The organism is Acinetobacter lwoffii (assembly GCF_052078135.1).
Lineage (GTDB): Bacteria > Pseudomonadota > Gammaproteobacteria > Pseudomonadales > Moraxellaceae > Acinetobacter > Acinetobacter lwoffii_Z.
In genome coordinates this window covers 35880-60993 of sequence record NZ_JBQGUZ010000005.1, presented here as the reverse complement: position 1 = coordinate 60993, position 25114 = coordinate 35880, and the positions used below count along the sequence as shown (strand labels likewise).

The window sequence follows — 25114 nt, the reverse complement described above, 5'->3', positions numbered from 1 at the left end:
CTCATAAATATCAAGAATAAGAGCAGCATATGGAACTGATTTTCGCAGCAGCGCTATGTAGCGTTGCGGTCTCAATATTATTAAAAGTCGCCAAAAATAAGGGCTTGAGTCCGATACACATGATTAGCTGGAACTATATGACAGCTAGTCTCTTGTGTTTTTTCTGGTTTAAGCCTGATATTCAGCATATTTCAATGTCTCAGACGCCTTGGTTGCTTATTCTGGCTCTGGGTATTTTGCTTCCGAGCGTATTTCTGTTTTTGGCCAAGGCTTTGCAAACGGCTGGAATTTTAAAAACCGAAATTGCCCAGCGACTTTCTGTAGTTTTGTCACTGGCTGCAGCCTATTTCATTTTTCAGGAACAGTTTAATCAGCTGAAAATACTTGGGATCGCTTTAGGTATTGGAGCAGTGCTGTGCATCCTGTTTTCACATCGACAAAGTACAGGACAGGGCAGTCAGGGAATGTTGTATCTGGGCTTGGTCTGGGTCGGTTATGCACTGATTGATGTATTGTTGAAATATACAACCAGTCTGGGCCTCCAATTCGCGGTGGCGCTGAATCTAATGTTTGTTTGTGCCCTGATCATTTCGATGGGCTATCTGTTAATCAAATATAAAAGCTTGGGCTCGATGCAGAATATCGGCGCTGGTCTGTTATTGGGTATCCTGAATTTTGCCAATATTGCTTTCTATGTCAAAGCCCATATGCTGCTCAAGGATTCACCGGCGATCGTCTTTGCCGGCATGAATATTCTGGTGGTGGTATTTGGTGTGATAGCAGGTCTGGTATTCTTTAAAGAGCGGCTCAAACCTGCAAGTACTCTAGGATTGCTGCTAGGCTTGACTAGTGTGATTTGCCTAGCTTATGCAATGTCTGTTTGACATAAGAAGATGCAAATTCAATCGGATGTCGGAGCAGGTCGCCTGCTTCGGCCAGTCCAACTAATAAACCGGCCTGTTGGCAGTCTGGACAGTGCGGATAACGATGCTGTTGCTCTTTATAGTGCTGGAGATAAATTTTATCGCAATGATGGCATTCAAATTTCAGGGATTTGGATGTAAGGAGCGACATAGATGACCTCTATTGTTATTCTATTAGATGTAAATTAAATAAAGCAAAAAATAGGCCCGAATTGATATGGAGAGGGGCGCTTGACCCCTTTTATAGCATAAATTCCTTACAGTTTGGTGAAAATATCTTCAGCGGCAAGACGTGATTTAGGGAGTTTGGCATTGAAATCATTTTCACTGCGATAGCCTAAAGTCAGCAATACAGAAGGGATCAAACCCTGTTCTGCAAGTTGTAATTCTTCACTAATCATCTCTTCGTCAAAGCCGCCAATTGGTGTGGCATCAACCCCTTCAATTCCGGCAGCCAAGAGCATTTGACCGAGTGCAATGAAGGTCTGGTTTTCAGCCCAACGCTGAATATCACCTTTTTCATTACGATAATAATGAATATAACCTGCTCGGGTATTTTTCTGACCTTCTTTGGCTGATTCATCTTTAAAACGGCCACTGAGATCATCGCGGTTCAATAAGTTTTCTAGATGCAACTCATTAATATCGGCTTTGGTGCAGAATAAAATGGTATGTGAAGAATCCAGAACTTTGGGTGCATTGTAGGCATAAGTACCAACCAAGGCTTTGGCAATGCGCTGTTTGGCGGCATCATGATCGGCAATAAAAAAATGCCAAGGCTGAATATTGATCGAAGAGGGTGCCAGACGCAAAATTTCTAATAAGCGTTCAAACTGTTCTGCTGGGATTTTCTTGCTAGGATCATAGGCTTTAGTGGTATAGCGGGTCTGTGTGATCTTGAGTAAATCCATCAATGGACTCCAATCTTTTTAAATAAACAGCGAGTAGAAGTTTTAAATATATACATTTTTCACATCCCCTGATTATTACAATAAAAAAGCATCAGGCAAAGCCTGTTTTGAGATGATCTTGAGCTGGATTCAAGCAAAACTTAGAGTTAAATCAGATTAAAATCCAGTTTTTGTCTATTGGCACTTTTAAGCGAGAAGCGTTTAATAAGAGACATCGCCGGCAACATGCAAATAGGTTAGCGGATGCAAGTCACCAATTATTTTAAACACAAACTGAAAACCCAGCAGCAAATCGGCTTATGGATTGGACTGGCGGATGCCTATGGAACCGAGATTGCGGCAAATGCAGGTTATGACTGGCTGCTGATTGATGGTGAGCATGCGCCCAGTGATTTGAGAACCACCTTGTCGCAACTGCAAAGTATTGCTGCTTATCCCTCGCAAGCAGTGGTACGACCACCCATTGGTAGCGTACAACTGATCAAGCAACTCCTTGATATCGGTGCACAAACGCTGTTGATTCCGATGGTAGAAACCGTGGAACAGGCCGAACTCATGGTCAGGGCAGTCCGTTATCCGCCTGAAGGAATTCGTGGCGTTGGTGCTGCACTGGCACGTGCCACCCGCTGGAACAGCATTCCAAATTATTATCAGACGGCACATGAAGAAATCTGTTTATTAATCCAGATTGAATCGGTCACAGGACTTGAAAATCTGGATGCTATTCTTCAGATCGACGGGATTGATGGCGTGTTTATTGGCGCCGTTGATCTATCTGCCACTATGGGTTATCAAGGTGATCCGAATCATCCTGAAGTACAAAAAGCTGTAATTGATGCAATCCAGCGGATTCGTTCTGCAGGCAAAGCTGCAGGAATTCTGTCAACCCAGCATGAAGTGACGCAAAAATATATCGAACTTGGCACTGAGTTTGTAGCAGTGGGCGTAGATACCAGTGTTTTGATGAATTCCTTGCGTGATCTATTGGGGAAATATAAAAAGGATATCAATGTGATTAATCCGACTAGCGGTTATTAATCAACAAGAGATTCTGAATGAATAGCTTGCTTAGATTTTTAGTTTATTTTTAACCGGAAATTCTTTAGATGAGCTATTCATTCAGCCATAAGAAAATCATAATGAACCTTCAAGATGCAGAAAAATTTTTACAAGAACAGCAGAACATCTTAGAGAACCAACGTCAGCAAAAAACTAGACGAGTGCAACAAGCCTTTTTTATGATTCACGTACTGTTTGTAGCCTTAAATGCTATTCTCTTGATCCTAAATTATCAAAAGACGGTAGAGTGGAACTTGCTGTACCTCGGGCTGAGTTTCATGTCTCTAATATTGATTTTAAGGTATTTAAAGACAGGTTTTGTTTATCAACGGAAATGAAATAACGTTAAAATGAATTTTAGATCATAAAAATCAAAAGCCTAATAATTAACAAAGCATGAAAAAAGTTCTTAAAAATCCCACTCTATTGTCATTACAATGTAATTTTGCTTTTGCTGGATAAATAGCTTACACTGGTTGCACTTCAAGCAAGTACTGTTCTTGCTTCTATTATTATTTTAAGCTGATTGTGATGTACTTTTTAGTTCAAGTATTTGAACTCAAATAAGATCTACTAACCATAGAACTATTATGTAAACTAGGTTGTTATTAATCTCTCTCCATATAGTCACAAAAAGCTCATATCGTGTGAGTAAATATTTTGATCAAAATCAATGAATGGCATATTGCCACTGCCGCTGATGGCAATGAAATTAACGTGAAACTGGTTCCATTAAAGCGCAAGCAAAATACAATGGACGGTTTTATCTGGGTTGAGGTCGGTAAAATGATTCAATTGCCAACGGGTGAGGAATTTCAGTTCAATCTCGATGGTAAAAGTTTCTATACTGGGGTAAACCAGCTTTATCGTCTGTGTTAAGCAGATCAATATCGTAAAAAGTGGCTGATTAATATCGCCACTTTTTTAGTTTCAGGGTATCAAAACTTTGATCTTCCTGAATTTCCAGAATCTCTGCACTGTCTTCTTTCCAGTCGCCTAGTACAATTCTTCTTTTCTGGGCTAACTGATGAATGGCTGCGCGATGCGTATGACCATGGATCAGTACATCTACATCCTGTAATGCCAGCTCAACTGCATGTGGGTTGACGTCCATCACTTCATAGCTTTTAAACTGTTGTGCCTGATGGCTTTGTTGACGAAAGCGGTTGGCTAGTCTGGTTCGAAATGAAAGCGGGGTTTTTCTTAAGAAGCCAAGTAGCCAGGGATGACGAATAATCTTTTTAAAACGCTGATAGGAGACGTCATCGGTACATAGGGCATCGCCATGTTCCAGGCGAAAATGTGTTCCGGCAATGATTAGCTGATCGATTTCGGGAAGAAGCTGCCCGCCAAATCGAGCTAAAAATTTACTTCCTAAGACAAAATCCCGGTTGCCGGCCTGAAAATAGACTTGATTCCCAGCCTGAGTAAACTGTTTTAATGCAGTGACAATCTCGTCCAGCCACGGAGACGTATAATCATCACCAATCCAGGCATTGAACCAGTCACCCAAAATATACAGTTGGGTATTTTGATCTTGATACTCAGTTAATAAATCTAAAAACCCCCGAACAAGTCGAGGGTGATCAGGTGACAAATGTAAATCTGAGATAAACAGATAGATCACGAATCTTTTCCTTTTATTCCTCTCTAGATCCCTCATTCATATGAGGGATTTTCCATTACACTGTTTTAAAGCGTTGCTTTAAAACTCATAAAAGAACGGAGAGGACGTTTTTTTATTCAGAAATGATTTTTGCAGATTCGATTACTACATTTTCTAGAGGAACGTCAGCGTGGTAGCCACGGTTGCCAGTACGTACGTTTTTGATTTCGTTCACAACGTCCATACCTTCAACCACTTTACCAAATACCGCATAACCCCAACCTTGAGCAGTTTTGCCAGAGTGGTTAAGGAATGAGTTGTTTTTCACGTTAATGAAGAACTGAGCAGAAGCAGAGTGCGGTGCCTGAGTACGCGCCATTGCAATCGTACCTTCGTCATTGGTCAAGCCGTTGTCTGCTTCGTTTTCGATCGCATCACGTGTTGCTTTTTCCTTGAAGTTTTCATCCATGCCGCCGCCTTGGATCATGAAACCATCAATAACACGGTGGAAAATTACGCCGTCATAAAAACCGTCACGTACGTATTCTAAAAAGTTAGCTACGGTTTTAGGTGCTTTTTCAGCATTGAGTTCTAGAACAATACGACCTTTATTGGTGTTTAATTCGACTTGAGGAAAACTCATTGTGTAATCTCCTGATCATGGACGAGTGCCATGGTTTTTTCTGAATGAGTGAAGCATAAGCAAACTACATTCGACAAGGCAAGTAAAAACATTATTTTCTTTGTTAAAAGCATAAAAATAATACCTTATTTATACGTTGATTTATCAAGGCATTTCAAATGCTGCCAGACAGGGCGTTATATTTCGGGTTAGGTACAAATTGAATCATTTTCCAGTTTCTTAAAGCGTTGATATTTTAGTTTTGGGCAGCTTGCTGTATTTTCACTTTTTAAAATGAGTGAATTGAAATCAAATACCGTAGTTAGCGGTTGAGAGATTAATCACCTATAGTTAAACTAAGGAACTTTGATAATGAATATACGTACAACTTGTACGATGAAATATTCGTTAATCCCTTTTTAACTTTAGAAGTGAATGATTGATCATGAAGCCAAATGATGTTGTGACATCTCTGCCCGAGAACCCGACCCAAAAGAACAATGCAGTCGATTCAGTGCAGCAGCAAGAACAACAACCAGGCTTGGACTTTGTACGTCAGGTCATTACCGATGATTTAGCCGCTGGTCGTACTCAACAGGTGGTGACGCGTTTTCCGCCTGAGCCGAATGGCTATTTACATATTGGCCATGTGAAAGCAATTTGCTTGAACTTCGGAATTGCTGAAGAATTTAAAGGTGTGTGTAACCTGCGTTTTGATGATACCAATCCGGATGCCGAAGAACAGGAATATGTGGATGGTATTGCCAATGATGTGAAATGGCTGGGTTTCCAATGGGAAGGCGAGCCGCGTTATGCATCAAGCTATTTCGATCAACTTTATACCTGGGCAGTTCAGCTGATTGAGCAGGGCGATGCCTATGTGGATTTGCAAAGCCCTGAAGAGATCCGTTTAAACCGCGGTAATTTCGTTGAGCCAGGCAAGAACTCGCCACAACGCGATGCAAGGGTTGCAGAAAACCTGGAGCGTTTTGAGAAAATGCGCAGCGGTGAATATGCAGAAGGTCAGGCCGTTTTACGTGCCAAGATCGATATGACTTCACCGAACGTGCATATGCGTGATCCAATTTTATACCGTATCTTGCATTCTGAACACCATCAGACTGGCGATAAATGGAAAATTTATCCAATGTATGACTATGCGCATCCACTTTCTGATGCAATTGAAGGTATTACCCATTCACTGTGTACCTTGGAATTCCAGGATCACCGTCCGTTCTATGATTGGGTAGTGGCAAAAGTTAAATCACCATCCGTGCCACGTCAGTACGAATCTAGCCGTTTAAATGTGGACTATACCATCACCTCAAAACGCAAATTGCGTAAGCTGGTTGAAGGTGGCTATGTTCAGGGCTGGGATGATCCACGTATGCCAACTGTAGTGGGTATGCGCCGTCGTGGTTTCACGCCTGAAGGTCTGCGTGATTTCTGTCAACGTGTTGGTGTATCGAAAGTTGATGGCAGTATCGTCGATGTAGCCATGCTGGAATACTGTATTCGTCAATCTTTGGAAAATACCGCCGCTCGTGGTATGGCCGTGTTAAATCCATTAAAAGTGACTTTAACCAACTTGCCAGCCGACATGGATTTGACCCATTCACGTCATCCGAATGTTGATATGGGTGAACGTGTTATTCCATTGACGACCGAACTATATATTGACCGTAAAGACTTTGAAGAAGAGCCACCAAAAGGCTTTAAACGTCTGATTCCAGGCGGTGAAGTCCGTTTACGTCATGCCTATGTCATCAAATGTGACGAAGTCATTAAAGATGAAAATGGTGAAGTGGTTGAACTGAAATGTTCGATTGATCCTGAAACTTTAGGTAAAAATCCTGAAGGTCGTAAGGTCAAAGGTGTGATTCACTGGGTATCTGCGACAAAAGGCGTTCCTGCAGAAGTGCGTATTTACGACCGTCTGTTTACGGAGTCTGATCCAGAAGTGGGTGATGACTTCTTGGCAAACCTGAACCCTGAATCATTGAAGGTGGTTCAGGCCGTGATTGAGCCTGCATTAGCGCAAGCTCAGCCGGAGGATCGTTTCCAGTTTGAGCGTGAAGGTTATTTCGTGGCAGATCAATATGATCATTCCAGCGAAAAACCGGTATTTAACCGTATTCTGGATCTTAAGGACAGCTTTAAACCAGGCAAATAAGCTGGTTTAAGTCAGAATGTAAAAAGCCCAACTCTGGTTGGGCTTTTTCAATACAGCAGGGAAAATTGCATGATTGTGCGTGATAAGAATAATAGTTTGGGGTTATTGTTTGCCTGGCAGGGAACGATTCTGCCCAAGGTGCTGCCCGCATTAATCTTGGTGGTTTTTATTTCCGCTTTGCTGGTGTATTTGAGTCAGGCGCATTTCGTGAGCCTTCCTGCTGTCCCGGCAATTGGCTTTACCATCTTTGGTGTCATTCTCTCGATTTTTTTAAGTTTTAGAAATACGGCCTGCTATGATCGCTGGTGGGAAGGGCGCAAGCTTTGGGGTGCGTTGATTGCAACCACGCGTCATTTATGCCGTGACAGCCATGTGCTAGATAATCAAACCCGTGAAATGTTGCTGTATCGCATGATGCTGTTTACCCATTTGTTACGTGACCGGTTGAGACAGCAAACGCCCAGTATTCAGGATTATCAGGCGACTACCGGTTTTGAACCTAAATCATTTGAGCAATTGCCCATGCAAATCAATCCATCACAATGGGTGCTGGAACAGATGCAAAAAGAGCTGGTACAGCAATATAAACAGGGTAAGATCAGCGATATTATTTATAACAACCTGAATCAGCATACTGTGGCCTTGGGAGATATTCAGGCTGGTTGTGACCGAATTTTGTCAACGCCATTACCATTTTCTTATTCGGTATTATTACATCGTGCGGTTTATTCTTTTTGCTTTATCCTGCCTTTCAGTTTGCAGGCAAATTTAGGCCTGTGGACGCCGATCCTGGTCGGATTAATTGCTTATATGCTACTCGGGCTGGATGAGCTTAGTGCGGAGCTGGAAGAACCCTTTGGTCTACAAGACAATGATCTGCCGCTAGATTCAATTGTACGACTGGTAGAGCGGGAAACCCTAAGCTCTTTAGGCAAAGCACTACCTGAAGCGATTCAAGCCAAAAAAGGCTATTTAACCTAATTCCTTATCGACATCATCAAAATGTAAACACGGCCTCAACCTTTCCTGCTCATCATTTATCGGTAGACTAGGCTTTGAATTAACGATGTTTAAAATTAGTCAGGTCTGACACTTTAGTTTTAGCCTGATCTTGCAATTCACGGTATTGTTGCAAACGCAGATTGGCTTTATCTCTGAGCTTCTTCTTGATGTACAGCGCCAATGCGAAACTGGTGGTGGTCAGGGTCAGGAACATGCTGTTCATAAAACTCATCATCGAGCTGATATAACCAATCGTGGTCAGACGATTCATCATATAAATCACTTGCGGGCTGCTTTCTACGCCGGTAATGGCCCAGGTACACAAATGTTCGCAATTATTAATAATCAGATGATAGTTATTTTCATGCATTCTGGACCGCATGCGGCGTACTACTTTACGACCTTTATATTTTGTCGAATCATAATGCTGCATATGAATCGGTTTGCCATGACTGAATTTTTCAATCGAGGTGATTTCAATGGGGCGTTTCTTGAATAAATGCGCAAAGCCGGAATAATGAATGACACGACCACGTCCGGCGTAAATCCCATGATGGGTATAACCGAAATGTTTAACCATAAGGTGTGCGCCTATGGGAAACCGTTTAGTCTGTTGCATATCAGAATTAAGCCATTTAAAAAGCATTGTCGTTTAATAGGAAGTGTACTGTGTTTTGCTAAATTAATCGATGCCTTGCCTGAGTTTCAGATCAGAATTGAAGAGTTATTAAGCCAAATTTAAAGGGATTTAAAGAAAGCAGAATTTAGAACATATTCTTCTGATAAAGGTTTTAAATAGCCTAAGCAAGCCTTAACATTTCTTCAAATCAAAGGGGATCAAATGAGTTGTTTAGAGTTTTCCTGCCTGATCTCTGAAGTTTTAAAGTTGGAGTTAATAAACTATGCTGAAATAGAGAAAACCAAACCCTTCAACTATAAACTTTCAAGCATAAAAAAAGCACCTGACTACGCAAGTGCTTTCTTTATACGGCTGTAACCTTGGCCGATTACTGCAATGGCAAGTGCTGAAGTTCATTCAGTTCTTTACGGCTATAGCCGCGAGATACCAGAACCTTTTTAATTCCGATGATGATTTCTTCATCAGTGGCTTTAGAAAGTGCTTCAAGAAGCTGTTCATTTGTCTTGCAAGAGCAATCATTTTCAACACAAGCAATTTGATTCTTGTGTTCATTGTGTTGTTCATTAGAAAACAACTTTTGCCAAAAACTCATAGAGCCTTCATACAACAACCTAACATAGAGTGAAATATAGCCAATTAAATAAATAAAGCAATAGGACCTATGTGATAAAAGCAGCAGTTGGTCTTGAAAATTTCCGATGGAAGCCTAAAGGTCTAACGATATTTCTTGCTGTACAAGTCAAAATTTACTATTAAGTTCATGATTTATAATATAAAAAATGGAGCTTCAAAAAGCTCCATTTTTGTAACAATATAATAAATTGAAACAAATTCTTTATACTTTTTCCAACAAGACACCCGTCTCAACATGGTGTGTATACGGGAACTGGTCAAACATGGCGAACTTGCTAATTTTATGCGTTTGAGACAACTGTTTCAGATTGTCATATAAGGTATCTGGATTACAAGAAATGTAAATAATACGCTGGAAACGCTGTAACAGTTTCAGCGTTTCATCATCAATACCAGCACGCGGTGGATCGACAAATACCGTATCAAAATCATAAGTCGAAATGTCAATTTGTGCTTCCTGCAAACGACGGAAAACACGTTCGCCATTATAGGCTTGAGTGAATTCTTCGGCAGACAGACGCGCAACCTGAATATTTTCAATCTGGTTCTGCTCAATATTCCACTCAGCTGCATAAACTGAAGATTTGGCTAATTCAGTGGCCAAAACACGGCGGAATTTGGTCGAAAGCGGCAGGGTAAAGTTCCCATTGCCACAGTAGAGTTCCAGCAAATCTTTATCTGATTGTTCCGCTGCATCACATGCCCATTCCAGCATTTTTTGACAAACTTGTGCATTCGGCTGAGTAAAGCTGCTTTCGATCTGCTTATATTTATAGTCACGATCAAAAATAGACAGTTCTTCCACCACATATTCATCAGTCAGGACAAATTTCTGGCCACGGCTGCGACCAATCAGTTTAATATTCAGTTTTTCCGCCAGTGCTTTTGCTGCAGGTTCCCAGCTTTCATCCAGTTTACGGTGATAAATTAGGGATACCAGAACCTGACCACTTAAAGTCGCCAGAAAATGGACTTCAAACAGGCGATGACCCAGATTGGCATCTGCCTTGAATGCTGCCAGTAGTTGCGGCATCAAGTCATTAATACTGCGGTCTGCAATTGGAAACTCATCAATCCGAATCACTTTTTTATTGTTGTTCTCGTCACGTTCAAACATGGCATAAAACAGATCATCTTCAGTATGCCAGATCCGGAATTCAGCACGCATGCGGAAATATTTTTCAGGAGACTGGAATACTTCTAAAGCAGGTGGTTGATATTCGGCAAACTGAGCGCTGATGCGTTCAATTTTGGCTTCAAGTTGTTGCTGATAAGATGAAGTCATATGCAGTAAGAAATCGCAAATATTTTAAAGCGCAAATGGTAGCAAAAAATTGCCGATCTGCCTAAGCCTATTGTAGTTGAGTCGCTTTAAAAGCTGCATAAAAAAGACCAAACCTTCTGAGGAGAGAGGTTTGGCCATCAAGAGGAAAGATTTAAGCTAAAAATGCTGAGATGTTTGGACTGATTTAGAGATTATCCATCGTCATCAAGCTGGCATTGCCGCCTGCCGCCGCCGTATTGATACTGATCGCGCGTTCAATCACAAATCGCTCGACCGGAATATCATAGTTGCCCGAACTTAAATGGGTGATACCAATAATTGCACCTTTTCGGCCTGCAATGCGTTTCTGCAAATCAATCAGTTCAGAAGAATCACCATGATGCATGACGGCATCAAACGCGCCTGTTTCAATATCCCGGACCACTTTAAATTGCTTGCTGATCGCGGCTGGCATGGTTGGTAAATATTTCAGAATAAAAGTATTGTCAGCTAGGAATGCAGGACGACTGCCGACCGATAAAATTGCCAGAATTTGCTGAATCTGGTCTTGCTCCGTGTGTGCCAAAGATAGAACACTTTCTCGTGGCAAGATCATGTATTGATTTTCCTCGCCGGTTGGACCTTGCAGGCTAAAGCTTTGACCAGTCGCAATTTGCATAGGTGCTTTTAAAGATAAAGTTGGGAAAGTTTTAGCTACCCAGACTTTAAACTCCTGAACAAGTTTATTTTCAACAAGTGCTGGACCCGCTTGAACTGCATAAGGCTGCGCCAGTTTTTTCTCGGATACTTGATGCATTAAACGGTAGATATACAACGGGCCACCTGCTTTCGGGCCGGTGCCAGACAGACCTTCGCCACCAAAGGGCTGGACGCCCACGACCGCACCAACGATATTGCGGTTGATATACAGGTTGCCGACTTCTGCTCGCGCAATCACAGTTTGCATGGTTTCATCAATACGCGTGTGCAAACCCATGGTCAGGCCATAGCCCTTACTGTTGATCTGCTCTAATAACTGTTCCAGTTCGCCATATTTATAACTGATCAGATGCAGGACCGGACCAAATACTTCACGTTCCAGATCGTCCAGATTTGGCAGTTCAATCAGGGTTGGTGCAATGAATGTTCCTGGAGTTAATTCAGTCTGGTCCTGATTAAACATCAACTGATGAACTGTATGACCTTTGCTGCGCATTTGCTCAATATGCTTTTGGATATTTTGCTGGGCTTCTGCATCAATTACCGGACCAATATCAGTTTTAAGCAAGACCGGATTGCCAACGCGCAACTGTTGCATCGCACCTTTGATCATGCTGCGTACGGCCTCCAGATTATCTTCCTGAACACAGAGGACACGCAGGGCAGAACAGCGCTGACCGGCACTGTCATAGGCAGAGCTCACCACATCCAGCACCACCTGTTCAGTGAGTGCAGATGAATCCACAATCATGGCGTTTTGACCACCAGTTTCAGCAATCAGGGTGACACTTTCTCCAAACCGATTCAGACGTTCTGCAACGGTTTTTTGCAGAATCTGTGCGACCTCGGTGGAACCGGTAAACATGATGCCTTGAATACGTGAATCTGCACTGAGCTGTGCACCAATGGTTTCACCGCGCCCAGGTAGCAGCTGTAATACATCCTGCGGAATACCTGCTTCCCATAAAATTTGCACGGCTTGTGCTGCAATGAGCGGCGTTTGTTCAGCCGGTTTGGCAATCACGGTATTACCTGCAACCAGCGCTGTTGAAATTTGGCCGGTAAAAATCGCCAGCGGGAAGTTCCATGGACTGATACATAGCACGGTGCCTAAAGGCTGGATCTGTACATTATCACTGAGATCCAAAACTTGAGCTGCATAATAACGCATGAAATCTACCGCTTCACGCACTTCGGCAATGGCATTGGCATAGGTTTTACCTGCTTCACGAGAAAGAAGAACCATGAGTGGCAGCAAGCGCTGTTCCATCAGTTCTGAAGCTTTATTCAGGCAGGCAGCACGCTCATTTTTTGATAGATTAGCCCAGAAACTTTGTGCATTAACTGCTTGGGTAAGTGCAATTTCGGCCTGTTCAGAAGTTGCTTCATAGACTGTGCCGACCACATCCTGATGTTGTGCCGGATTAATGATTTGCACTACGTTGCTTGTATCGATAACTGTAAACGCCGTTCCCATGGCTGCTGCCTGGAATTGGGTTGGCGCCAGACTAGATGCAACCTCATTTAAAATACGGAGTTCAGCATCATTGGCCAAATCGAGTCCTGAAGAGTTAATGCGTGCATCGGCATAAAGATCTTGCGGATAAGGAATATGCGGATGCTTGGCACCCAATATGCCTTCCTGTTTTGACGCTTTTAAAATGGTTTGCTGTGGATTTTCAATTAAATCTTCAATTTTTAAAGTCTTGTCGGCAATACGATTGACGAAGGAGGTATTGGCACCATTTTCCAGTAAACGGCGCACCAGATAAGCCAGCAAGGTTTCATGATTGCCGACTGGCGCATAAATCCGGCAGGGTACACCCAGTTTATTTTTCGCTGGATCGCCCACGACATTTTCATATAGCGGTTCGCCCATGCCATGCAGACATTGGAACTCATATTGACCGGCATAATACTGCTCAGGTTGCGCCAGTTGATAGATCGTCGCTACCGTTTGTGCATTGTGTGTGGCAAATTGCGGGTAGATATAATCCGGTTCAGCCAACAGCTTACGCGCACAGGCGATATAAGATAGATCGGTATGAACCTTGCGGGTAAATACGGGATAATCCGACATTCCATCAATCTGGGCCTTTTTGATTTCGCTGTCCCAATACGCGCCTTTGACCAGACGAATCATCAAGCGTTTCTGACTGCGTTTTGCCAGATCAATGATGTAATCCACCACATAGAAACAGCGTTTCTGATAAGCTTGAATCACAAAGCCAATGCCTTTCCAGTCCTGCAATTGCGGTTCAAAACACAGGCGTTCTAACAGTTCCAGTGAAATCTCAAGGCGATCACTTTCTTCAGCATCGATATTTAAACCAATATTGTATTGCTTGGCCAAGACCGCGAGTTTAAGTACTTTTGCATAGAGCTCATCATGCACGCGATCCATTTGCGAGCGCTGATAACGTGGATGCAGCGCAGAGAGTTTGATAGAAATGCCAGGCCCGTCATAAACATCCTTATCCTGTGATGCTTGACCAATGGCATGAATGGCTTGTTGATAATCCTGATAATAACGTTCAGCATCCGGATCGGTCAGCGCTGCTTCACCCAGCATGTCATAGGAATAACGGAAGCCTTTTTCTTCCAGCGGTTCGGCATTTTTCAGGGCTTCATCAATGGTTTCACCCGTAACAAACTGCTCGCCCATCATGCGCATGGCAACATCGACGGCCTTACGGATAATCCCGCGGCCACTGCGTGCCAAAAGACCGTTCAACAAGCTAGACAGACTTTTTTGCTGCGGGGTTTCCATCAGCTTGCCAGTCAGCATCAGTCCCCAGGCTGCCGCATTCACAAACATTAGCTGGCTCTGACCCAAATGTTCTTTCCAGTTACCTTGATTGATTTTGTCTCGAATCAGTAGGTCACGTGTGGCTTTGTCCGGAATCCGCAGCAAGGCTTCTGCCAGACACATTAGGGCAATGCCTTCCTGAGAGGATAAAGAAAATTCCTGCAATAAGCCTTGGACAATACCGGCTTTCCCAGTGGAACTTTTACGTTCACGTAAGGAATGTGCGAGATCAAAGGCAAGCGCCTGAATCTTGTCACTTATTTCGGAAGAAATTTCACTATGGGCCAATAACTCTTCGACGCATTCAGTTTCAGCACGACGCCATGCCGTATTAATACGTTCTTCGTATTGGTTTTTGTGTTTAAATTCAGCAATATAATTCGAGTGCTGGGCTGAATCTAAAATTGAATCTGGGCGGAGAGTGGTTGGCATAGTGACTTCCTGTACTGCGTCAATCAGTTCTTTGAGGTGAATGAGTTTTAATCTATAATCACAGAATATTTGACGAATATCTCACTATAGTTTTCTATTTTTTTAGAGAATAATTCTAATGCCAAGTCCTTATTTGAACCTTGACCGTATAGATATTCGTATACTGGGTTTATTGCAATCCGATGCCAAGCTATCCAATATCAAACTGGCTGAACTGGTCAATTTGTCGCCTACAGCAGCCTTGGCGCGTGTACAAAAGCTGACCCGGGAAGGTTTTATTGTGGGCTATGAAGCGCGCCTCAATCCAGTCATGTTGAATAATGGTTTTGTGGTCTTTGTTGAAATTTTATTGGATAAAACCACGCCGAATGTTTTAGATGAATTTTCCCATGCTGTGCGGCAGATTCCTGAAATTATCGAATGTCATATGATCAGTGGCGGGTTTGATTTCGTGGTAAAAATCCGCTGTGCCAATATGGATGAGTTCCGGGAAATCTCTGGTCAGATCTTGTGGCAATTGCCCGGAATTAAAGAAACGCGCAGTTATCCGGTGATGGAAGTGATTAAAGAAAGTCAGCAGATCCATCTGAAAATGCCGGGAAAAGCCAAGTAATTTTCAAGAACTTCATTTGTGAATCTAAGAAACATAAAAGGGACGATTAAGTCCCTTTTATGTGCAAGAAAAAAGGTGATTATTTTTTCATTTCTGCCATTTCTTTTTGATACTCGGCTTTAGCCATTTCAAAGCGTTTGACCACATCAGCACTCGGTGCTTTATCCAGCAGGCTGACGATGATAATGCTGAGGGTGGCCAGAATAAAGCCTGGAATGATCTCATACAGACCGGTATCACCCATATAATTTTTCCAGACAATTACAGTCATGGCACCAACCACCATACCCACAATTGCGCCGTTGAGGGTCATTCGTTTCCAGAATAGCGACAAGATAATCAGCGGGCCAAATGCAGCACCAAAGCCCGCCCAGGCATAAGCCACCAGACCCAAAACCTTACTGTTCGGATTAATCGCCAGTGAAATGGCAATTAGGGCAATCACCAAGACCATGCCGCGACCGACCCAGATCAGTTCTTTTTGTGAAGCATTTTTACGCAGGAAACTCTTATATAAATCTTCGGTCAGGGTAGTTGAGCAGACCAGAAGCTGACAGCTCAAGGTGCTCATAATTGCCGCCAAGATAGCAGCCAGAATGATTCCGGCAATCCATGGATTAAACAGGATTTTGGTCAACTCCATAAATACCGTTTCAGGGTTTTGATTCACCACCGAAGCCAATGCGGGATTGAAACTGAAGTAGGCAATACCGATATAACCGGCAGCCACTGCACCGCCTAGGCATAGAATCATCCAGGTCATGCCAATACGGCGTGCAGCAGGAATGGTTTTGACCGAATCTGCTGCCATAAAACGCACCAGAATATGCGGCTGACCAAAATAACCCAAGCCCCAAGCCAGACTGGAAATAATCGCAACGGTGCTTAAACCTTCAAGCATGCTTGAAGCATGTGGGCGAGCCGATTCAAGGATGACACTCACTTGCTGGCTGTTGTCGCCCAGAGCCAAGAAGGTAATGATCGGAGTCAGCAATAAGGCAAAAATCATCAAACCGGCTTGGAATGTATCTGTCCAGCTGATCGCCAAAAAGCCACCAATACAAACATAAAGAATCGTCGCCATCGCACCAATCACAAGCGCTGTGGTGTAATCCCAGCCAAACAGGCTTTCAAACAGTCGTGCACCTGCGACCATGCCTGAGGCACAATAAATTGCAAAGAACACCAGAATCACCAAGGCAGACAAGACCCGTAAAATACGTTTACGATCGGAAAAACGGCTGGTGAAATAATCCGGCAAGGTCAGGGCATTGTTCTGATATTCGGTATGGGCACGCAGTCGACCTGCCACCAGTAACCAGTTCAGCCATGCACCGATAATCAAACCGATTGCAATCCAGGCTTCTGACAGGCCAGACAGGTAAATGGCTCCCGGAAGACCCATCAACAGCCAGCCACTCATATCCGATGCGCCCGCTGAAAGTGCAGTGACCACACTGCCCAGACTCCGTCCACCTAGAATATATTCGTCAAAATTGGAGGTGGCACGATAAGCATATAAACCGATTGCAATCATGGCGATAATATAAAACATGAAGGTAATCAGGGTGGGGTTTAAATAAGTCATAGGCAGGTCATCCTGTAAATATGGAAATCATCGTCCAAGATGATTTTTTGTACTGAGATCGCAAGGAGGTGATTCAAGCATGGTTTAAAAATTACACTCTGTAACAATTACACAGCTTTTATGTATGCCTATTGTAAACAGAGTGGTGATTCACTGAAATTGAATCAGGAATAACTTGAGCGGATAAAAGGTGATACGACGTCGATTTCAGGGGAAAAGTAGAAATTTTGAATAAATAATTAAAATATTTGAATTTTAGCCAGTTACTTACACAATCTTACAAAACTCACAGCTTTAGCGTATTGGTAATAAATCGTAGCAAATCTAGGTTAAAGTCTTCCTATTAGGCCTGTATTTGTTTGCTCATATTAATGTCACACCAAATACGGTGCATCGCCAAGAGTATTTTTTAGTGGACAATATGCTTCAAATCGAACTGACCCGCATTGAACGTGATTTATTGGGGGAAAAACAAATCCCGTTGCATAGCTATTATGGGATTCATACCTTACGTGCCATCGAAAATTTTAAGATTTCCGGATTGGCGGTGGGGCAACAAACGCATTTTATTCGTGCTTTGGCTCAAGTGAAAAAAGCTTCGGCACAGGCCAATCTGCATTTCCAGAAACTGTCCGAGCAGACCAGTACTGCCATTCAGAAAGCTTGTGATGAATTGATTCAGCATCCGGAAGCGTGGCAAGCGGCATTTCCACTCGATCCTTATCAGGGCGGTGCCGGAACCTCCATCAATATGAATGCCAATGAGGTGATTGCCAATATTGCACTTGAAATGTCGGGCCATCAGAAAGGTGATTATCACATTCTGCATCCGAATGATCATGTGAATACTTCGCAATCGACCAATGATGTCTATCCAACGGCTTTGCGTCTGGCGACCTATAGCAGTCTGGATGAATTGTTGAGCGTGCTTAAAACATTGATTGACTGTATCGATCATAAAGCTGCCGAATTTAAATATGTCATCAAAATGGGACGTACCCAGTTACAAGATGCCGTGCCGATGACCATGGAACAGGAGTTCCGGGCATTTGCCACCTTATTAAAAGAAGATCTGAAGCTGATTGGGCAGATGCGACAGTTATTGCTGGAAGTCAATTTAGGCGCCACCGCCATTGGGACTGGGGTCAATACACCGCCGGGCTATGCCAAGCGGGTGGTGGAAATCTTGGCGCATCTGACGGGTTTGCCTTTAAAAGGTGCGGCAGATTATGTCGAGGCGACCAGCGATTGTGGCGTCTTTATTATTTTGTCGAGCAGTTTAAAACGTCTGGCGGTAAAACTGTCCAAAATCTGTAATGATCTGCGCCTGCTCAGTTCGGGACCGCGTACAGGTCTGGCTGAAATTCGTTTACCCGAATTACAGGCAGGTTCTTCGATCATGCCGGCAAAAATCAATCCGGTGATTCCGGAAGTTGTGAATCAGATTGCCTTCCGGGTGATTGGTAATGACTTAACCATTACTATGGCTGCGGAAGCCGGGCAGCTACAATTGAATGTCATGGAACCTGTGATTGCCGTGGCGATGAATGAATCAATTCAGTTGTTGACCCAAGGTATGCAAACCCTAAATCAGAAATGTATTGCTGGTATTCAGGCCAATGAACAGATTTGCTTAAGTTCCGTTATGCGCAGTGTCGGGATTGTGACCTTGCTTGAACCGATATTGGGACATGCCAAATGCGATGAAATCGGCAAACAATGTATGCGCGAAAATAAAACCGTGCCACAGGTGGTATTAGAGTTGGGCTTATTGAGTGAAGCGCAATTAGAAGAGATTTTTGCATTTGAAAATCTGGTATCTGAAATCCCTTCAGCAGAGAATAAGCTCGAACAGGTTTCTTAACAGAGCCAGAGACGTTAAGTCGTATGTAACATCGAACAGCTGCTATTTTGATAATTTGCCTTAAGTTCAGGATGTGGATTTGAGGCATTTTCATCTAGACTATAAGCTGAACTATATTTGGCTGGGTAAATGGCGATGTTTGATAAAATCAGTGCATTATTTAAAAGTAATAAACCGACTGCTGCACAGCTATATTTAGAAGAGCAGAATATCCAGTATGTAGAAGGTACAGGTTATATCGTCGATGGTATTCAACTCAATCAGGAATTGGGTGTACGATTAGAGTATTTGTCCAATCGCCGTTTAAAACAGTTTGATGATTTAAAAGCGTTATATGATACCGCGATGCTGATCAATGAAAAAATTGATCTGGAAATTGCCCATCAGCGTTTTAATGCGACTTTAGGCAATACCAAAGAAAACCTGCTGCAATTCAAAATGATCCTTAAGAAGTTAAATGATTATTATCGTAACTTTCTGCGTGATCAAAAATAAGCTGCAAAAGTGGCTTATTTTCGATGTGTATGGATGTCGCAAGACTGCATAAAAATAACAAAATATCCTGAGATCATCGTGCTAGTATAAGCCTCAGGTTATTTAGACTTTAAAGCTATATCCATGTTCCAGCAAGAAATTTCCCAACTCAATTTACCACAGCTCAAAGCAGGCGAGAAACGCTGGTTAGGCAATCTGCAAGGTTCCTCAACTGCATTATTGCTTAAAGAAATCGTGCAGCAGCAATCGCGTTTATTTATCGTAATTGCACGTAATAATCAGCATTTGGGTCAACTGGAAAGTGAACTGGAATTTTATGGGATTAAACCCACGATTTTTCCAGATTGGGAAATCTTGCCTTATGACCGTCTCTCCCCACATCAGGATATTGTCTCGGAACGTCTGGCAATCTTATCCAATATGCCCAAAACTGGCGTACTGTTGCTGTCCGCTTCAACTTTGGCACAGCGTGTAGCACCGACCTCATGGATTCTGGGTGAGCATTTTGATATTCATGTCGGTCAGAAATTTGATCTGGAAGAACAAAAGAAAAAGCTGATTCAGGCAGGTTATCATCTGGTCGATACCGTTTATGATCCGGGTGAATTCGCAGTGCGCGGCAGTATCATGGATATCTACGCATCGGGACAGGAAGCACCAATTCGGATTGACCTGTTTGATGATGAAATTGAAAGCCTGAAATTTTTTGATTCTGAAACTCAGCGCACCACAGAAAGTTTGCAGCAGTTTACCGTATTGCCGGCACAGGAATTTCCGCTCAAGGAAGGTCGTGCCACTTTCCGTGACCGCTATGCCGAATTTTTCCCGACCGCGAATCCAAAGAAAAACCCGATCTATCAGGATGTGATGGATGGCATAGTCTCACCGGGAATCGAGTTTTATTTGCCCTTGTTTTTCAGCGCTGAAGCCATGCAAGGTCAAAGTTCGCTCATTTCATACTTACCTAAGAATGGCATTGTCATTACAGATAAGGCTCTGGACGAAAGTTTGAGTCAGTTTTGGCAAGATGTCGTGCGCCGTTATGAAGATCGTCGCCACAATGTCGACCAACCGATCATGCCGCCTGAAAGCCTGTTTTTTCAGACCAATCAAGTGCTGGAGCAGCTGAATCAGTTTGCACGCATCATTGCCGCACAAACACCTTTTGAGCAAAAAGCTGGAGTTTTGAATCTTGATACCCAGTTGCCACCGCGTCTGCCCGTAGACCCGAAACGTGAAAAACCGTTTCATGAAGTCAAAAAATATATTGATCAAGCCAATCATCCGGTACTGCTGGTGGCTGAAAGTGCTGGACGCCGGGAAAGTCTTAAAGACGCCTTAAGGCCAAGTCTGGGTGATATTCCAACAGTTGAAAATTTTGATAGTTTTATTAAATCTCTGTATGCAATTGCCATTACCAATGCGCCTTTAGAGCGTGGTCTGGTATTGACCGATCGTGTCAGCGTAATTTCTGAAAATCAGCTGTATGAACATCGCGTGGTACAGCGCCGTCGCAAACGTCAACAGGAAGTTTCCGAAGAGTTTCTGATCCGAAGTCTAACTGAGCTGACCATGGGCGCGCCTGTGGCACATATCGATTATGGGGTCGGACGTTATGCCGGTCTGGTCACCCTAAGTATTGATGATCAGGATCACGAATTTTTGCAGCTGGATTATGCGGATGCCGCCAAAGTGTATGTGCCGGTGACCAATCTGCATTTAATCAGCCGGTATAGTGGTGGTGATCCGGATCTGGCACCGTTACATAAGCTCGGTACAGATGCTTGGAATAAAGCCAAACGTAAAGCACTGGAACAGATTCACGATGTCGCGGCCGAATTGCTGCATATTCAGGCACGGCGTTCTTCCAAACCTGGAATCAGTTTTGAAGTCGATCAAAGCCTGTATATGCAATTTTCTAGTGGCTTTGCCTATGAAGAAACACTGGATCAGGCCAATGCGATTGAAGCCACACTGCATGACATGCAGCAGGCCAAGCCGATGGATCGACTGGTGTGTGGTGATGTGGGTTTCGGCAAGACAGAAGTCGCGATGCGTGCCGCATTTGTTGCAGTGCAGAATAATCGGCAGGTGGCGATTCTGGTACCAACCACCTTGCTGGCACAGCAGCATTATGATTCATTCAAAGACCGCTTTGCCGACTGGCCGGTCCGGATTGAAGTGCTGTCACGTTTCGGTTCTTCCAAAGCACATACTAAGACCATTGACGACCTCATTGAAGGTAAAGTCGATATTGTGATTGGTACACATAAGATTTTGCAGGAAAATGTCCAGTTTAAGAATCTCGGTCTGATGATTGTCGATGAAGAGCATCGTTTCGGTGTGCGCGACAAGGAGCGAATCAAGGCCATGCGTGCCGATGTTGATATGCTGACACTGACTGCGACTCCAATTCCACGTACGCTGAATATGGCCTTTAGTGGCATGCGTGATCTGTCGATTATCGCCACACCGCCGGCACGCCGTCTTGCGGTGAAAACCTTTGTGCAGGAACATACCGATGACACCATTAAAGAAGCGATTCTGCGTGAATTGCTGCGCGGTGGTCAGGTTTATTTTCTGCATAATGAAGTTGATACAATCGATCGTGCCGCCGAGCATATCCGTAAACTGGTGCCGGAAGCGCAGGTGATTGTGGCCCACGGACAGATGCGTGAACGTGAACTGGAGCAGGTGATGCAGCAGTTTTATCACAAGGAATATAATGTTCTGGTATGTTCGACCATTATTGAAACCGGGATTGATGTTCCGAATGCCAACACCATTCTGATTGAACGTGCCGACAAACTGGGCCTGGCGCAATTACATCAGCTACGCGGACGTGTAGGGCGCTCACATCATCAGGCTTATGCATATTTGATGGTACCGTCATTAAAGGCCTTAAAAGGTGATGCAGAAAAACGTCTGGATGCCATTCAGCGTGCTTCAACTTTGGGTGCCGGTTTTATGCTGGCAACTGAAGATCTGGAAATTCGCGGCGCAGGTGAATTACTCGGTGAACAGCAGAGTGGTTCGATGCAGGCGATTGGTTATAGCCTGTATATGGAAATGCTGGAAAAAGCCACCAAAGCCATTCAAAAAGGTAAAACGCCAAACTTCGACGCACCATTGTCATTGACTGCCGAAATTACCCTGCATATGCCAGCACTGATTCCGGATGAATATCTGGGTGATGTGCATCAACGTCTGTTGTTCTATAAACGCATCAGTAATACCGATACCCAGGAAAAGCTGGATAATATCCGGATGGAATTGATTGATCGTTTTGGTATACCGCCGCAACCGGTCAAACAGCTCTTTGCTGTACATCAGATTCGATTGAAAGCCGAGCAGCTTGGTATTACTAAAATTGATATCAGCAGTCAGGGTGGGCATATTGAATTTGCACCGGATACTCCGGTTCAAGCCATGACGATTATCCAGATGATGCAGAAACATCCGACCTATTTCCGGATGGATGGCGGTCAACGTCTAAAAGTCATGGTCATGCTGGAAGACTATCAAAAGCGGATTCAGTTTATACAGGATTTACTGGACAGTCTGCTTAAAGAATTGCACTGATTTTATTCGATTAAATCAGCCTGAAAATTCAGTTTGGGTTTCATTTTCCAATGAAGTTTGCAGGAACAACAGGCTTGATTTTTTAATGAATTGTTTACAGTAATTGTTGTGATGTGCTTCGCAACAAATCATGAGAATTTGTCTTTAAACACATTGCTTTCAATATTCAGCTTCAGTTGGATATGTTAGTATTAGCCATCATTCTAATTTTGCATCATTTATAAAGATATGTTTAGTTTGCATCCACAACTTGCTCAAGATACGTTTTTTGTAGGCGACTTTCCTTTGTCAACATGTCGTTTGATGAATGATATGCAATTTCCCTGGCTCATTCTGATTCCACGTGTGCCGGGTGTCTCTGAATTATATGAATTGAGTCAAGCTGACCAAGAGCAGTTTTTAAGAGAGTCAAGCTGGTTATCAAGCCAGCTGGCACGTGTTTTCCGTGCAGATAAAATGAATGTAGCAGCGCTGGGTAATATGGTGCCGCAATTGCATTTTCATCATGTAGTTCGTTATCAGAACGACGTTGCATGGCCGAAGCCTGTTTGGGGTACACCTGCTGTTCCTTATAGCAGTGAAGTATTGGCACATATGCGTCAAACCTTAATGCTGGCTTTACGTGGTCAGGGCGACATGCCATTTGACTGGCGCATGGACTAATCAGCCAAGGCATTCCGAGAACCATGAACAGTTGCGGACTTCAGGGAGTGAGTGAGTGCAATTAGACGACTGGATTCAAAAAGAACCCCATCAGTTTGAGTATTTCCATCGCATGATGGGATACATCATGCTGTCTGTGGTTCTGGTCGTCTTTCATTACACTGAACCAGATACCCAGTATCAGCTTTTTGTTCCATTTTTTTTGTTTCTGGTTTTGCTAATTACACCGAAACTATCTCGCTGGCTGATCTATCGTCATGATTATCACATCCGGCGTAATATTCTTTTCCTGATTGATGTCATTGTCATTTCGGTGGTTTTGGCGGCCGTGCATCTGGACTTGGTCTTGTCCTTGCTGGGTCTGGTCGCAGTGCTCTATACCGCGATCAGCAATAAAATTTCATTTATGATGGCATCTCTAGCCAGCCTGATCGGGATTACGCTTTTTTATCTGGCTAATATTCTGGTCTTTGGGTTTAATAATTATTTCGAACCGACCAGCAGTGAGTTGACCGTTTTAGGCTTTATCTGTCTGATTACCTATTTTGGTGTCGGAAGTTTTTATCAAAGTGGTCGTGTGCAATACATGACCCAGAAAAAAGACCATTATTTCGAACAGATGAACCGTTATATGGAATTTGCCAATCAGCTGAGTCGCTATGCGCCCGTGCAGTTGTGGCAATCCATTATGAAAGGTGAATCTGAAGCCAAAATTGAATATAAACGTAAAAAGTTGACGATCTTTTTCTCTGATATTCAAGGTTTTACCGAGCTATCTGAAACCCTGATTCCAGACGATTTAGCTTTCCTGCTGAATGACTATCTGCGGCACATGACTGAAATCGCCAAAAATTATGAAGCGACTGTCGATAAATTCATGGGTGATGCGATCCTGATTTTCTTTGGTGATCCGAACTCTGAAGGTGTGGAACAGGATGCCAAGAACTGCATGGAAATGGCATTGGCGATGCGTCAGCAAATGAAATTGCTGCGGGAACGCTGGATTAAAATGGGTTATCCGCCACTGCATATCCGTATGGGGATTTCGACCGGTTATTGCCACGTAGGGAATTATGGGGCAACGCATCGTATGGCCTATACCATTGTAGGGCGTGATGCCAACCTGGCAGCGCGTTTGCAAAGTGCAGCGGAAGTTGATGAAATCCTGATTTCGGAAGATACTCATAATTTGATCAAAGATGATTATCTTTGCGCACCGAAAAAGCCGATTTTCCTGAAAGGCATTAAAGCACCTGTAAGAACTTGGCAGGTCATGGAAAAATACGCGTCTCAGAAAGTTGAGTATCAGCGCTGGTTTGATTATGAATATAAGGGCTTTCATTTATTACTGAATCTGGATGAAGTGCAAAACTTTGAATATCCCGAGCTGATTCATGTACTGGAAAAAATGATTAAACGTATTGAAACTCAGCAGAAAATGACCAATTCGCAAGGTATTGTCAAACTGAAGCTTGAAGATGAAGTGATTGAACATATTTAGAACTTATCTAAATT

20 protein-coding genes are annotated in these 25114 nt (G+C 43.3%); 11 read left to right on the top strand and 9 right to left on the bottom strand.

Annotated elements, in window-relative coordinates; all coding sequences use genetic code 11:
• The first annotated feature begins 29 nt into the window (after positions 1-29).
• A complete protein-coding gene (locus ACTL4S_RS04760; RefSeq protein WP_441298861.1) occupies positions 30-884 on the top strand; it encodes an EamA family transporter in 855 nt (284 codons plus the stop codon).
• On the opposite strand, the gene ACTL4S_RS04755 is transcribed toward ACTL4S_RS04760, so the two are convergent.
• Positions 847-1074, bottom strand: coding sequence for a hypothetical protein (locus tag ACTL4S_RS04755; RefSeq protein ID WP_253147952.1), 228 nt, complete (start codon positions 1072-1074; stop codon positions 847-849). The genes ACTL4S_RS04760 and ACTL4S_RS04755 overlap by 38 nt on opposite strands.
• 106 nt (positions 1075-1180) lie before the next feature.
• Positions 1181-1834 (bottom strand): oxygen-insensitive NAD(P)H nitroreductase, encoded by a 654-nt coding sequence (nfsB, locus tag ACTL4S_RS04750; RefSeq protein WP_039902155.1) that lies wholly within the window; start codon positions 1832-1834, stop codon positions 1181-1183.
• Positions 1835-2077: 243 nt separating this feature from the next.
• Between nfsB and hpaI the strand changes: the two genes are divergently transcribed.
• Together hpaI and ACTL4S_RS04740 are read left to right on the top strand one after the other, a co-directional pair.
• On the top strand, positions 2078-2872 hold the full coding sequence (gene hpaI, locus ACTL4S_RS04745) for a 4-hydroxy-2-oxoheptanedioate aldolase (protein WP_004279848.1): 795 nt from the start codon (positions 2078-2080) through the stop codon (positions 2870-2872).
• A gap of 681 nt (positions 2873-3553) precedes the next feature.
• Positions 3554-3772: a hypothetical protein gene (locus tag ACTL4S_RS04740; RefSeq protein WP_004279847.1), complete on the top strand. Its 219-nt coding sequence runs from the start codon at positions 3554-3556 to the stop codon at positions 3770-3772.
• Between the two features lie 28 nt (positions 3773-3800).
• Here ACTL4S_RS04740 and ACTL4S_RS04735 read toward each other — a convergent pair whose 3' ends face one another.
• Together ACTL4S_RS04735 and ACTL4S_RS04730 are read right to left on the bottom strand one after the other, a co-directional pair.
• On the bottom strand, positions 3801-4520 hold the full coding sequence (locus ACTL4S_RS04735; protein ID WP_114540753.1) for a UDP-2,3-diacylglucosamine diphosphatase: 720 nt from the start codon (positions 4518-4520) through the stop codon (positions 3801-3803).
• A gap of 112 nt (positions 4521-4632) precedes the next feature.
• Complete coding sequence (locus ACTL4S_RS04730; RefSeq protein WP_004279844.1) at positions 4633-5142, bottom strand: peptidylprolyl isomerase; 510 nt, start codon at positions 5140-5142, stop codon at positions 4633-4635.
• A 424-nt stretch (positions 5143-5566) separates the two neighbouring features.
• Between ACTL4S_RS04730 and ACTL4S_RS04725 the strand changes: the two genes are divergently transcribed.
• Complete coding sequence (locus ACTL4S_RS04725; RefSeq protein ID WP_004729824.1) at positions 5567-7294, top strand: glutamine--tRNA ligase/YqeY domain fusion protein; 1728 nt, start codon at positions 5567-5569, stop codon at positions 7292-7294.
• A 69-nt stretch (positions 7295-7363) separates the two neighbouring features.
• Positions 7364-8275: a bestrophin family protein gene (locus tag ACTL4S_RS04720; protein WP_253099304.1), complete on the top strand. Its 912-nt coding sequence runs from the start codon at positions 7364-7366 to the stop codon at positions 8273-8275.
• A gap of 79 nt (positions 8276-8354) precedes the next feature.
• Here ACTL4S_RS04720 and ACTL4S_RS04715 read toward each other — a convergent pair whose 3' ends face one another.
• The 4 genes from ACTL4S_RS04715 to putA form a co-directional block, all read right to left on the bottom strand.
• Positions 8355-8915: a lecithin retinol acyltransferase family protein gene (locus tag ACTL4S_RS04715; protein ID WP_034438430.1), complete on the bottom strand. Its 561-nt coding sequence runs from the start codon at positions 8913-8915 to the stop codon at positions 8355-8357.
• Positions 8916-9303: 388 nt separating this feature from the next.
• The gene (locus ACTL4S_RS04710; RefSeq protein WP_034436106.1) at positions 9304-9528 is read right to left on the bottom strand and encodes a hypothetical protein; all 225 of its coding nucleotides are present in this window, start codon (positions 9526-9528) and stop codon (positions 9304-9306) included.
• 243 nt (positions 9529-9771) lie between these two features.
• A complete protein-coding gene (gene trmA / locus ACTL4S_RS04705) occupies positions 9772-10854 on the bottom strand; it encodes a tRNA (uridine(54)-C5)-methyltransferase TrmA (protein WP_441298860.1) in 1083 nt (360 codons plus the stop codon).
• 184 nt (positions 10855-11038) lie between these two features.
• Positions 11039-14794, bottom strand: coding sequence for a trifunctional transcriptional regulator/proline dehydrogenase/L-glutamate gamma-semialdehyde dehydrogenase (gene putA / locus ACTL4S_RS04700; protein ID WP_441298859.1), 3756 nt, complete (start codon positions 14792-14794; stop codon positions 11039-11041).
• 118 nt (positions 14795-14912) lie between these two features.
• On the opposite strand from putA, the gene ACTL4S_RS04695 reads away from it, so the two are divergent.
• Positions 14913-15407, top strand: a complete 495-nt coding sequence (locus ACTL4S_RS04695; protein ID WP_441298858.1) for an Lrp/AsnC ligand binding domain-containing protein — start codon at positions 14913-14915, stop codon at positions 15405-15407.
• Positions 15408-15486: 79 nt separating this feature from the next.
• Here ACTL4S_RS04695 and putP read toward each other — a convergent pair whose 3' ends face one another.
• Positions 15487-16995, bottom strand: a complete 1509-nt coding sequence (putP, locus tag ACTL4S_RS04690) for a sodium/proline symporter PutP (protein WP_441298857.1) — start codon at positions 16993-16995, stop codon at positions 15487-15489.
• Between the two features lie 421 nt (positions 16996-17416).
• On the opposite strand from putP, the gene aspA reads away from it, so the two are divergent.
• The 5 genes from aspA to ACTL4S_RS04665 all read left to right on the top strand — a co-directional run bounded on the left by aspA (position 17417) and on the right by ACTL4S_RS04665 (position 25100).
• A complete protein-coding gene (gene aspA / locus ACTL4S_RS04685) occupies positions 17417-18859 on the top strand; it encodes an aspartate ammonia-lyase (protein ID WP_441298909.1) in 1443 nt (480 codons plus the stop codon).
• Between the two features lie 129 nt (positions 18860-18988).
• Complete coding sequence (locus tag ACTL4S_RS04680; protein WP_441298856.1) at positions 18989-19354, top strand: hypothetical protein; 366 nt, start codon at positions 18989-18991, stop codon at positions 19352-19354.
• Between the two features lie 123 nt (positions 19355-19477).
• The gene (gene mfd / locus ACTL4S_RS04675) at positions 19478-22936 is read left to right on the top strand and encodes a transcription-repair coupling factor (protein ID WP_441298855.1); all 3459 of its coding nucleotides are present in this window, start codon (positions 19478-19480) and stop codon (positions 22934-22936) included.
• Between the two features lie 228 nt (positions 22937-23164).
• The gene (locus ACTL4S_RS04670) at positions 23165-23599 is read left to right on the top strand and encodes an HIT domain-containing protein (RefSeq protein WP_004646760.1); all 435 of its coding nucleotides are present in this window, start codon (positions 23165-23167) and stop codon (positions 23597-23599) included.
• A gap of 55 nt (positions 23600-23654) precedes the next feature.
• Entirely contained in the window at positions 23655-25100 is a 1446-nt protein-coding gene (locus ACTL4S_RS04665; protein WP_180038714.1) for an adenylate/guanylate cyclase domain-containing protein, read from the top strand.
• The last annotated feature ends 14 nt before the right edge of the window (positions 25101-25114 follow it).

Excerpts from the sequence above, each read along its gene's own strand:
- ACTL4S_RS04760 (WP_441298861.1), top strand. The coding sequence starts at position 30 with ATGGAACTGATTTTCGCAGCAGCGCTATGTAGCGTTGCGGTCTCAATA.
- ACTL4S_RS04755 (WP_253147952.1), bottom strand. The coding sequence starts at position 1,074 with ATGTCGCTCCTTACATCCAAATCCCTGAAATTTGAATGCCATCATTGC.
- nfsB (WP_039902155.1), bottom strand. The coding sequence starts at position 1,834 with ATGGATTTACTCAAGATCACACAGACCCGCTATACCACTAAAGCCTAT.
- hpaI (WP_004279848.1), top strand. The coding sequence starts at position 2,078 with ATGCAAGTCACCAATTATTTTAAACACAAACTGAAAACCCAGCAGCAA.
- ACTL4S_RS04730 (WP_004279844.1), bottom strand. The coding sequence starts at position 5,142 with ATGAGTTTTCCTCAAGTCGAATTAAACACCAATAAAGGTCGTATTGTT.
- ACTL4S_RS04725 (WP_004729824.1), top strand. The coding sequence starts at position 5,567 with ATGAAGCCAAATGATGTTGTGACATCTCTGCCCGAGAACCCGACCCAA.
- ACTL4S_RS04720 (WP_253099304.1), top strand. The coding sequence starts at position 7,364 with ATGATTGTGCGTGATAAGAATAATAGTTTGGGGTTATTGTTTGCCTGG.
- ACTL4S_RS04715 (WP_034438430.1), bottom strand. The coding sequence starts at position 8,915 with ATGCAACAGACTAAACGGTTTCCCATAGGCGCACACCTTATGGTTAAA.
- ACTL4S_RS04710 (WP_034436106.1), bottom strand. The coding sequence starts at position 9,528 with ATGAGTTTTTGGCAAAAGTTGTTTTCTAATGAACAACACAATGAACAC.
- trmA (WP_441298860.1), bottom strand. The coding sequence starts at position 10,854 with ATGACTTCATCTTATCAGCAACAACTTGAAGCCAAAATTGAACGCATC.
- putA (WP_441298859.1), bottom strand. The coding sequence starts at position 14,794 with ATGCCAACCACTCTCCGCCCAGATTCAATTTTAGATTCAGCCCAGCAC.
- ACTL4S_RS04695 (WP_441298858.1), top strand. The coding sequence starts at position 14,913 with ATGCCAAGTCCTTATTTGAACCTTGACCGTATAGATATTCGTATACTG.
- putP (WP_441298857.1), bottom strand. The coding sequence starts at position 16,995 with ATGACTTATTTAAACCCCACCCTGATTACCTTCATGTTTTATATTATC.
- aspA (WP_441298909.1), top strand. The coding sequence starts at position 17,417 with ATGCTTCAAATCGAACTGACCCGCATTGAACGTGATTTATTGGGGGAA.
- ACTL4S_RS04680 (WP_441298856.1), top strand. The coding sequence starts at position 18,989 with ATGGCGATGTTTGATAAAATCAGTGCATTATTTAAAAGTAATAAACCG.
- mfd (WP_441298855.1), top strand. The coding sequence starts at position 19,478 with ATGTTCCAGCAAGAAATTTCCCAACTCAATTTACCACAGCTCAAAGCA.
- ACTL4S_RS04670 (WP_004646760.1), top strand. The coding sequence starts at position 23,165 with ATGTTTAGTTTGCATCCACAACTTGCTCAAGATACGTTTTTTGTAGGC.